9 protein-coding genes are annotated in these 9,949 nt (G+C 38.1%); 8 read left to right on the top strand and 1 reads right to left on the bottom strand.

Annotation, left to right across the window (positions count from 1 at the left end; all coding sequences use genetic code 11):
• Positions 1-92: 92 nt before the first annotated feature.
• Positions 93-392 (bottom strand): VTC domain-containing protein, encoded by a 300-nt coding sequence (locus IEV18_RS15475; RefSeq protein ID WP_188393288.1) that lies wholly within the window; start codon positions 390-392, stop codon positions 93-95.
• A gap of 346 nt (positions 393-738) precedes the next feature.
• Here IEV18_RS15475 and IEV18_RS15470 point away from each other — a divergent pair, with 346 nt between their 5' ends.
• The 8 genes from IEV18_RS15470 (at position 739) to IEV18_RS15435 (ending at position 9,847) form a co-directional block, all read left to right on the top strand.
• The gene (locus IEV18_RS15470) at positions 739-1,620 is read left to right on the top strand and encodes a DUF6282 family protein (RefSeq protein WP_188393287.1); all 882 of its coding nucleotides are present in this window, start codon (positions 739-741) and stop codon (positions 1,618-1,620) included.
• A 28-nt stretch (positions 1,621-1,648) separates the two neighbouring features.
• Positions 1,649-2,491, top strand: coding sequence for a nitrilase-related carbon-nitrogen hydrolase (locus IEV18_RS15465; RefSeq protein WP_188393286.1), 843 nt, complete (start codon positions 1,649-1,651; stop codon positions 2,489-2,491).
• 159 nt (positions 2,492-2,650) lie between these two features.
• The gene (locus tag IEV18_RS15460; RefSeq protein WP_188393285.1) at positions 2,651-4,753 is read left to right on the top strand and encodes a PAS domain-containing sensor histidine kinase; all 2,103 of its coding nucleotides are present in this window, start codon (positions 2,651-2,653) and stop codon (positions 4,751-4,753) included.
• Positions 4,753-6,111 carry a sigma-54-dependent transcriptional regulator gene (locus IEV18_RS15455; RefSeq protein WP_188393284.1) on the top strand — a complete coding sequence of 453 codons (1,359 nt, stop codon included), beginning with the start codon at positions 4,753-4,755 and terminating at the stop codon, positions 6,109-6,111. Before IEV18_RS15460 ends, IEV18_RS15455 begins: the two co-directional genes overlap by 1 nt.
• Before the next feature lie 203 nt (positions 6,112-6,314).
• Complete coding sequence (locus tag IEV18_RS15450) at positions 6,315-6,971, top strand: ABC transporter permease (RefSeq protein WP_229733683.1); 657 nt, start codon at positions 6,315-6,317, stop codon at positions 6,969-6,971.
• Between the two features lie 44 nt (positions 6,972-7,015).
• Positions 7,016-8,014, top strand: a complete 999-nt coding sequence (locus IEV18_RS15445; protein ID WP_188393282.1) for an ABC transporter ATP-binding protein — start codon at positions 7,016-7,018, stop codon at positions 8,012-8,014.
• Between the two features lie 13 nt (positions 8,015-8,027).
• A complete protein-coding gene (locus IEV18_RS15440; protein ID WP_188393281.1) occupies positions 8,028-8,765 on the top strand; it encodes an ABC transporter permease in 738 nt (245 codons plus the stop codon).
• Positions 8,766-8,899: 134 nt separating this feature from the next.
• Positions 8,900-9,847, top strand: a complete 948-nt coding sequence (locus IEV18_RS15435) for a glycine betaine ABC transporter substrate-binding protein (protein ID WP_188393280.1) — start codon at positions 8,900-8,902, stop codon at positions 9,845-9,847.
• The last annotated feature ends 102 nt before the right edge of the window (positions 9,848-9,949 follow it).

Here is a 9,949-nt window from a genome sequence, read left to right as displayed (position 1 = left end):
GAAATCAAACCGAAAAGCTAGTAACACAATAATTATGCCCTTTTTACCCCTCAAAACCTTGATACATAAAGCTTTGAGGGGCATTCGTTTACCTAGCAACTGTCGAACTCGGGTTTATGTTTCTGTTTGATTTCAAAAAAAGCTGCTCCGCCGATATCTGTATCATCGTAAATCCGAAGACGAAGCTTCTGCCGGAATGGAAGTTTATTTTTCGTTTCAAAGTAAATGTCATAATTCCGGTTTTCAAAATATAAACTCGTCACCGTATATTTACCGTCGCGGCCAAATTTGTCGAAGCGCATATAGGGCGACATTTCATCAACGAGCATCATATATTGTTCCACTGTAATTAAATATTTCTGCTCCCTTCGCCGAAAAATCTCCAGTACCATCTCTTTCACCTCTCTGTGCTGAATTGTTAATTTATTTTCAAGCAATTTCAATAATAAATTTACAAACTTAAAATATTGGAAGAACAACATTAGAATTGGATGAGAATTCCATGAGGATTTTTAAAGAGGAAAATTCTATTGATTAATCAGGAACTTACAATAAATTATTTCATTTCCAATTTCGAAAACCTTAATTTGTAAAAATTATTTTCATCTTTTCCTGCCCTGATGCTGTAAATTCCTAAAAATATTGAATATTAATAGGTTCAAACTGTCCATTTTAGTTGGCACATAATTTGCTTGTTAAATAGTAAAAGATGTTACCAATATTTGAAGGAGTGGTTACATGAATAAAGATTTTCATCCTCTGCTTAAAGGGGCGATAGAATTGCATGTACATAGTTCGCCAAGCATATTTCCAAGAAAGCAAACAGACTGGGAACTGATTGAAGATGTTAAAAAAGCCGAAATGGCCGGGGTTGTGTTAAAATCCCATGAATCCCAAACGGCAGATCGAGCAAGTCTCATCCGGGAAAAAGAACCCGGGTTACACGTATATGGCGGATTAGTATGTAATTATTTTACCGGCGGCTTATCGCAAGCAGCAGTAGATGCAGCTATCCGTTTAGGTGCAAAGATTATATGGATGCCAACCTTTTCATCCGACGAACATCAGCGGGACTTTGGCAAGAAGAAGACAAGGTTTTTTAACAGCAGCCGTCCATTAACCCATCCATCAACCGGAATTACCATTTGGGATGAAAATAAAAAAATTCTGCCGGAGGTTCATGAAATATTAGAGTTAATAGCAGAAGCGAATATTATTTTAGCCACCGGCCATTTATCGCCTGAAGAGGTGGTTGCTTTAGTAGAAGCGGCAAAAGAAAGAAAAGTAGAGAAAATTTTAATTCAGCATAGTGATTTAGGGATAGCCAGAGTCCCATTTTCTCTGGAAAAAGAGCTGGTTAAACAGGGATGTTTACTTGAAAAATGTTATTTAGCGTGCAGTCCTGATTTTCAAGATATTTCCGTTCAGCAAATGGCGGAAAGCATTCGAGAACTTGGCGCAAACTCCTGTGTATTAGTTACAGATTATGGACAAAAGCATAATATTCCTCCGATTAAAGCGCTGAGCAATTTTATTGATGAACTGTTAGTTCATGGCATTAATGAAAACGAGATTTTCACAATGGTAAATCAGAACCCAAAACAGCTGTTGGGAATTTAGATACAATAATTAACAAGGAGAGAGCATAATGAAACTGGGAATAGTTCAAACCGCTCCGGTTTTTGGGGATGTCCAAAAAAACCTATCAGAAATGTTACATATTATGCGGGAGTTTAAAGGGAAAGCAGATTTGCTTATTTTTCCTGAATTATCGTTAACCGGATATGATTTAAAAGAACAGCTATATCATGTAGGGTTAACACCAGATTCAAAGGAAATCAAGCAAGTATGTGAAGTGTCAAAAGAAATCGGGGTGAATGTCGTTTTTGGCTTTGTTGAACAGGGGAAAGGCGAGCAAATATATAATTCAGCAATGATGATTAGAGACGGAAAAGTTTATTCTGTACAAAGAAAATTGTATCCGACAACATATGGTATTTTTGAGGAAGGGAAGTACTTCTCTAAAGGAAAAAGAGTACATGTTGCAGAAATAGACTCATTTACATCAAGCATGTTAATCTGCAATGATATGTGGCACCCATCGTTAATGCATATTGCAGCTCACTTCAATACTTCTTTGCTTATTGGTCTGATCAATAGTCCTGAAGGCGGCATCGGACCTGATGTTTCCAGCTCTATCGGCTGGGAAAGAGTCGGTCAGTTTTATGCAACGGTGTATGGCTGCTATGTAGCCTTAGTAAATCGGGTAGGAACGGAAAACGATTTGAATTTTTATGGCAATTCCAAAGTAATTGACCCGTATGGCAAAATTATTGCTGAATGTCCTTTTGGAGAGCCATCGGTTCAAATCTGTGAAATAAACATGCATGAAGTAAAGAATGCCAGAAAGCAATTGCCGATTATCCGTGATGAAGATGTCCATATTACATTACGCCATTATGCCGAAATTGCGAACAATAGTTTTCATTAATGTAGTTCCTCATTGATTACCTTTGCCCCCAAGTTTCGTTGAAACACCAATATAGGAGGGCAAAGGGTTTTTTTGTATTTATTTTTTTAATATAATATCAGATACAAATAAATTTTTAAAATATTTCAAGTACAGGGAGAATGTATGTGGGGAAAATATTTGAAACAGTTGTTCCAGTCTAAAATTACGAAAAGATATGTGCTTATTAATTTTGTCGTCATTTTTAGTTCTTTAGCTTTAATTTATTTTTTAACTATCAATGTTCTAAATGATTCGGTACATTCGGAAATTGAGTACCGCAGCAAAATCAGTGCGAAAACCTATAGTACGAAAGTAAGCCATTTGTTTGAGAAAATGATTAATGACATACGAATTATATCTAAATTTGTGTTAAGCGACACAAACGGAGACACTTCTTTATATGTAGATGAAATGCAACATGTTGTTTCAAATAATCCGTTATATTTATTTATCGATGTCATTGATGAATCAAATAATTCTATTAACACGATTTCAAACGTAAAGAAATCCCATTACCGGGAACTGGATAAAATATTGGACCGCATCGAATGGAGCCAAACGTTCTATATTACGAATCTATTAATGTTAGAAGATGGCCGGAAAACAGTCGGAATAGGCTATCCGATTCTTGATGAAAATGGAGAGTACCGTGGTGCCGTTTTGGCCTATGTCAATCTGCACATTTTGTCTGATTTTCTAGCTGAAGGAAAAATAGGTTCTGAAGGCGCGAATGTATTAATTGACCGAAATGGAACGATTATAGCTCACTCGGAAGAAAAATATATTGGAACAAGCCTGAAGAATCACCCTGTAGGAGAGAGCTTAAGCAAATACAAGAGCGGCGTATGGGAAGGGAAAATGTTTGGTAATTTTCTGCTCGCTTCCTATCGGCCGATTACATTAGGGGGATTGGGGCTTATTATTTGTGAGTCAGTGGAGGAAGCGATGGAACCATCGAGGCAAGTACAAAGCCTCCAATTCAAAGGGTTCCTCTTCGTTCTTATCTTTTCGTATTTCATCGCCTTAATCGGATCATACAAAGTCATCAATCCGATAACCCAATTGACGAATCAAGTGAAAGAATATGCGAAAGGGAAGAGGGATAATTTTGAACTTCTTCGCACCGGAGACGAACTGGAAAACCTTACTTTAACGATGGCCAGCATGGCAAGGGAATTGCGGGACAAGGAAAAATATTTGTTTACGATATTGGAATCGATCCCATACGGAATTATTACGACAGATAAAGAAGGAAAAGTCGTCATGTTTAATCAAGGGGCAGAAAAACTATCAGGATATACAAAAGAAGAAGTAATCGGCAAGCCTTTTGTCGATATTCCATTTAGAAAACAGGAAGAAGAGATCCTCTTTTCCAAAACATTAAAGGAAGGAAGAGAAATTAACGATCAGGAAACCTATATATATGACAAGCTGGGAAATAAGCTGGACGTGCAGATTTCCTCTGCCTTTTTCAAAGGAGAAGATCAAAATAAGACCGGTTATTTATTCATTGTTCGAGATGTAAGTGACATTAAGAAAATGGAAGAGTATTTGAAGCAAAATGAAAAACTAGCTTCGCTTGGACAATTAACTGCAGGAATTGCCCATGAAATTAAAAATCCGCTAAACATAATCCAAGCTGCTGCGGAGGCTATACAGCTGGATACGAATGATGCGGCTTATGTTAAGGATATGACGGATGATATTTTAGATACGACGGAGCGTTTAAATCAGCTTTTATCCGAATTTTTGAAGCTGTCCAAAGGGGATTCGAATGGTGACAGTGAGATTGTTGATATTGTAGAAGTATTAGAAGAGTTACTGGCTTTATTAAATAATAGGTTTTCAGAATTGAATGTTTCGATTGAAAAAACATTTGCGGTTGAAGAAGCTTTTGTTGTTGCTTCCCGTGCAAAATTAGCCCAAGTTTTCTTAAATATTATTTTAAATAGTCTTCAGGCAATGGAAGAAGGCGGAACTTTAACAGTACAAGTAATAGACGAAGATGCAAAATGGCTAATAAATATTAAAGATACAGGAGCAGGGATTCCGGAGCCGGAAATAAAATGGATATTTAATCCGTTTTATACAACAAAGAAAGAAGGTACCGGTTTAGGGTTATCCATAGCATACGAAATTACTACGCAAATGGGCGGGGAAATACAGGCTTTTTCAGATCAAAACGGTACATTAATGTCTATTCAATTGCCAAAAACGGAGGAAAGGGGCGATTCAGAATAATGAAAAACATACTGCTAGTAGATGACGAAACAAAAATATTAAAAATTTTAAAATCATCCCTTTCCAAAAAAGGGTATACTGTTTTTACCGCAGCAAACGGACAAGAAGCCCGCAGGAAAATCTCCGAAGTTCCCGCAAACCTCGTCTTTCTGGACGTGAAACTGCCAGATGTATCAGGTTTGCAACTTTTACAGGAGTTTATCGGGTTATATCCTAATAAAGTTTATATTATGATGACTGCTTATGGAAATATTGATAATGCCGTTTCCGCAATGAAAGTCGGTGCCTTTGATTACATGACAAAGCCGGTCCGGCTTGATGAACTTGTCCTTACTATTGAAAAAGCGTTTGAATGGATTGGAGTCAAGGAAGAAAATAAGCTTCTGAAAGAGCAGCTTCAACAGACGGAAGAATACGGAGAATTGATAGCCAGCAGCAATGCGATGAAAAATATTTTACAACTAGTTGAACGGGTTGCCCCGACAGAAGCGAACGTTTTAATTCAAGGGGAAAGCGGTACAGGGAAAACTAAAATTGCCCATATGATCCATAAGCTTAGCGAGAGGAAAAATGGCCCGTTTATACCTGTAAATTGCGCCTCCATTCCTGAACAATTGCTTGAAAGTGAATTATTCGGGTATGAGAAGGGAGCTTTCACCGGTGCGGTTGCAAGCAGAAAAGGGAAATTTGAATCATCTGATGGCGGCACGATTTTCCTTGATGAAATTGGAGAGATTTCCCAGTCATTTCAAGCCAAACTGCTGCAAATTACACAAGACAAAACGTTTATGAGAGTAGGCAGCAACGTTTTAAGAAAAGCTGATACACGCATTATATGTGCGACAAATCAAGATTTAAAGAAGCTGGTAGAGGCTGGCCAATTTCGAGAAGATTTATATTATCGGCTAAATATTGTAGACATTTATATCCCTTCATTGAGAGAACGAAAAGAAGAGGTCCCGGTTTTAGTAGAAAAATTTCTAGAACGGTATCGGAAAAAGTATGAAAGAAATTTCCAAGTAAACAAGGAATTATTAAATCAGCTCATGCAGTATAATTGGCCGGGAAACGTAAGGGAGCTGGAAAATGCCATTGAAAGAGCTGTAGTTTTATGCAGGGGAGAGTTATTGACGATTGAAGATTTTCCGAAGGAAATTCGAGATTTTGTGAACGACGACCAAATCGTTGCGGTAGAAGAAACCGATAATATGACACTGCCGGAAGTTCTGAGCAGCATAGAAAAAAAGTATATTTTAAAAGCACTTGATGAATCCCTTGGCCAGCCTTCAAAAGCTGCTAAAAAATTGGGCATATCAAGACAAAGCCTTTTGTATAAAATGAAAAAATATTTTTCTTAGGTAATGGAGCCGGTTGAAAAGGATAGTTCAACCTTTTTGCCGGCTTTTTTAATTTCGGAGATTGTAAAAATTTTTTTACCAAAAAGGCAATCTTTTTTACAAAATTTTTTAAAAATAAACTTAATTGCTAAAAAAGTTTTGGCATAAATTTTGCATATTTGTATGATGAAACAAGTTTGTTCATAATGAAGGAGGTGTTCAACTTGGAATTAATTACTTTTATTCAATCAAATTGGTCAGAGATAATTAGCTTGACCTTTGAACATATTTTATTAGTTGGGTTAGCTGTCGGGATAGCTATTTTAACCGGCATTCCTTTTGGAATTTACATTTCTCAGAGGGAGAGTTTGGCTAATCTCGTATTATCTATCGCCGGAGTTATCATGACAATTCCGAGTATTGCCTTGTTTGGTATTATGATTCCGATTTTTTCTTTGATTAATCAGGGAATTGGCTTTGTGCCAGCAATGGTTGCATTAATTTTATATTCCCAATTGCCTATTATCCGAAATACATATGTTGCGATAAAAAATGTGGATCCGAATGTAAGGGATGCGGCGATCGGAATGGGAATGACAACTATGCAGCGTTTAATGAAAGTTGAAATTCCTGTTGCCTTGCCGGTTATTATGGCAGGTGTTCGGACAGCCGTTGTACTGACGATTGGGATTGGCGCCATTGCTGCTTATATCGGGGCAGGCGGATTAGGAGTTTATATATCGTTTGGAATTTCCACAAGCTACACCGCCATGATTCAGGCGGGGTCAATTGCAGTTTCGATTTTGGCAATTACGATTGATTTATTAATCGGAAAACTGCAGAAAAAGTTGTCTAAAGGGGACGTCCAAAAAGCTGCTTAATCTTACGTGATTCTGTGATAAAAACAAGGAGGACGGTGAAGTAAATGATTGAATTTGAAAATGTTACTAAGGTTTATGAAAGCGGTAACAAGAAAGTTACAGCTGTCAACGATGTCAGTTTTCATGTAGAGGAAGGGAAAATATGCGTATTTCTTGGTCCGTCCGGTTGCGGGAAAACCACTTTGCTGCGCATGGTCAACCGTTTAATTCCAATAACAAAAGGGACTATTAAAGTAAACGGAAAGGATGTCAATAATACAGATGCCATCGAACTACGCAGATCGATTGGCTACGTGATTCAGCATAACGGATTATTTCCAAATATGACGATAGAAGAAAATATAAGTGTCGTACCAAAACTATTAGGCTGGGAAGAAACAAAAATAAAGAAACGTTATGATGAATTAATGGAGATGATGGGGTTAGACCCTGAACAATTTCAGAAACGATATCCATACGAATTATCCGGCGGGCAGCAGCAGCGGATTGGCATTGCCCGGGCATTAGCTGCCGATCCGCCAGTGATGCTGATGGATGAACCGTTTGGGGCGCTGGACCCTGTTATTCGTGAACATTTGCAAAATGAATTTTTAAAGATACAAAAGGAAATGAAAAAAACGATTCTCTTTGTAAGCCATGATATCGATGAAGCAATTAAATTAGGAGATCAAGTTGCCATTTTTAATGCAGGGAAGCTCATGCAGTTCGATACACCAGATAGAATACTATCCCATCCTAAAAATGATTTTGTCCGTGACTTTGTTGGCGAAGACCGTTCGCTGAAACGCTTATCCCTATTAAAGGTAAAAGATCTAGTTGAGTTAATTGATGGCTTTGTAGAGGGCCGAAACAAAAGTGATTGGAGTGGTCAGGTCATCTCTGTGAACGATAATTTAAGAACGGCATTATCTGTTATGTTATCCGAGCCAAACGGAGAAGCGGGTGTAGCAGACGAGGAAAATAACCTATTAGGTGTACTTCATGTTTCTGACTTTAGCCTGTTAAACGGAGTCCATCCTGAAGATTTAACGATTGTAAAATAAGGAGGTGGACATGATGACCGAAAGGAAAACGGAGCAAATTGTAAAATTTGCGCTATATGCAATTATTTTAGCAATTTTTGTTTGGGCCTACTTTACCGGCGCATTCCAATTTATTCTCGACCATCCGGGGGATCTTTTATATTTAACCGGCCAGCATTTAGAATTAATTGGCATTTCATCGGCATTGGCTATATGTACCGCTGTCCCCCTTGGAATTTTAGTTACTAGACCAAAATTTAAGAAATTCGATTGGATTGTGCTAAACTTTGCAAATATAGGTCAAACCGTTCCCAGTCTGGCCATTCTTGCCCTTGTGATGAGCTACTTCGGACTCGGGTTTCAAACTGCTGTTTTTGCCCTTTGGTTCAATTCTTTGCTTCCAATTCTTCGGAATACGGTTGCTGGAATTGATAATGTAAATCCGCTAATTATCGAAGCAGGAAAAGGGATGGGCATGACGTCCAAACAGATTTTTTTTAAAGTGGAACTGCCGAACGCCATGTATGCCATTATGGCGGGAATTAGAACATCAGTTGTCATTAACGTTGGAACAGCAGCTTTAGCCTTTTTAATCGGAGCTGGGGGCCTAGGTGATTTAATTTTCACAGGGATTTCGCTGTTTGATACGGGCATTATGCTGTCAGGAGCTGTTCCGGTTATCATTCTTGCCATCGTCATCGATAAAATACTTTCACTTATTGAAAAAGCTTTAATTCCCCGCGGATTGCGGCGAACGCCCGAATATAGCTAATTCATATTCCCTTCATTTGTTTATAGATTTCTATCACCTTTTGTCCCCGGGAGGTGGAACCAATGTAAAGGAATCTTACAGTCAGATTAATAGATGAATTTATAAAGATTAATTATTAAAGAGGAGGAAATTAGATGAAAAAACTGGCAATTGCTTTATTTGCTCTTATTCTGTTAACGGTTTTAGCGGCTTGCGGCAGCAACGACACCTCTACTCCTTCCGGCGAAGATAGTGAAAGCAGTTCTTCGGAAGCTAGAGGAAAAGTAACCGTTGGCGGAAAAGCGTTTACGGAGCAACAAATACTTTCAAAAATTACTTCGATTTATTTAACAGAAAATGGGTTTGACGTGGAAGAAGCGAGCAATATGGGAAGTACGGTTGTCCGCTCTGCCTTGGAAAACGGACAAATTGATCTTTACTGGGAGTATACAGGAACCGGCCTCGTAATCTATCAGAAACAGGAAGTAGAAACAGACCCGGATAAAGCATATGAAAAAGTGAAAGAAAATGATAAGGAAAATGGCATCGCCTGGCTGAACAAAGCTGACTTCAACAACACTTATGCCATTATGATGAAACAGGAAACAGCTGAAGAATTAGGAATAACAACAATTTCGGATTTGGCCGAGTATGTGAATAATGATCCGAAAAAATTAACGTTTGCATCCAATGCTGAATTCTATGCTCGTGATGATGGAATCAAAGGATTACAGAACCATTACGGTTTTGAATTCCCTTCTCAAAATGTTGTGAAGATGGACTCTGGTCTGCTTTATAACGCATTAAAAGACGGACAGGTTGACGTTTCCGTCGGTTTTGCAACCGATGGGCGAATTAAAGGATTTAATCTAGTAATTCTGGAAGATGATAAGCAATTTTTCCCGGCATATAATGGCGCCCCGGTTGTGAGACAGGAGGTTATTGATCAATATCCTGACATTGCTGACCTGTTGAATAACTTAGCGGACCGTTTAGAAAATGAAACGATGATGACATTAAACTATGCGGTAGACGTGGAACATGAAGATATTACCGAAGTTAGCCGCAACTGGCTCAAAGAACAAGGTTTAATGGCTCTATAATATTTGGTGTTGGTGAGTAAAAACCAGCACCAATTTTTTTGAACAAAAAAATGAGACAGTGACAAAACTCTGGTAAAATGTAATCGCCTAAACACATTTTCC

It is taken from the genome of Compostibacillus humi (assembly GCF_014637175.1).
Taxonomy (GTDB): Bacteria; Bacillota; Bacilli; order Bacillales; family Amphibacillaceae; genus Oceanobacillus; species Oceanobacillus humi.
The sequence above is the reverse complement of the archived record's forward strand: the minus strand, read 5'-3'. Positions and strand labels throughout refer to the sequence as shown.

Excerpts from the sequence above, each read along its gene's own strand:
- IEV18_RS15445 (WP_188393282.1), top strand. The coding sequence starts at position 7,016 with ATGATTGAATTTGAAAATGTTACTAAGGTTTATGAAAGCGGTAACAAG.
- IEV18_RS15440 (WP_188393281.1), top strand. The coding sequence starts at position 8,028 with ATGACCGAAAGGAAAACGGAGCAAATTGTAAAATTTGCGCTATATGCA.
- IEV18_RS15470 (WP_188393287.1), top strand. The coding sequence starts at position 739 with ATGAATAAAGATTTTCATCCTCTGCTTAAAGGGGCGATAGAATTGCAT.
- IEV18_RS15475 (WP_188393288.1), bottom strand. The coding sequence starts at position 392 with ATGGTACTGGAGATTTTTCGGCGAAGGGAGCAGAAATATTTAATTACA.
- IEV18_RS15465 (WP_188393286.1), top strand. The coding sequence starts at position 1,649 with ATGAAACTGGGAATAGTTCAAACCGCTCCGGTTTTTGGGGATGTCCAA.
- IEV18_RS15455 (WP_188393284.1), top strand. The coding sequence starts at position 4,753 with ATGAAAAACATACTGCTAGTAGATGACGAAACAAAAATATTAAAAATT.
- IEV18_RS15435 (WP_188393280.1), top strand. The coding sequence starts at position 8,900 with ATGAAAAAACTGGCAATTGCTTTATTTGCTCTTATTCTGTTAACGGTT.